Source organism: Pseudoalteromonas sp. MER144-MNA-CIBAN-0113 (assembly GCF_040308965.1).
Taxonomy (GTDB): domain Bacteria; phylum Pseudomonadota; class Gammaproteobacteria; order Enterobacterales; family Alteromonadaceae; genus Pseudoalteromonas; species Pseudoalteromonas tetraodonis.
Map to the genome: position 1 here is coordinate 1 of NZ_JBEOOG010000371.1, position 269 is coordinate 269.

Annotated in this window: 1 protein-coding gene; it reads right to left on the minus strand. The window is 45.4% G+C overall.

The genetic code is table 11. The features are described from left to right. Positions 1 to 269 (minus strand): TonB-dependent receptor plug domain-containing protein (locus AAEY57_RS20095; protein WP_350608676.1); only part of this gene is annotated, 269 nt, incomplete at both ends.

Sequence of the window (269 nt, forward strand, 5' to 3'; positions counted from 1 at the left end):
GAACCATACTGAGCAGCAGCGCCATCACGTAATACTTCAATGCGTTTAATTGCAGAGGCTGGAATTGCATTCATGTCAGTACCTGCGGTACCACGCCCAACAGAGCCATTAATATGAATAATACTTGCTTGGTGACGACGTTTGCCGTTAATTAAAACCAATGTTTGATCGGGGCCCAAACCGCGAAGTGTCGCAGGTCTTAAAGCATCAGTACCGTCACTAATTGCAGAGCTTGAAAAGTTAAATGAAGGGGCGATAGACTGTAGCAT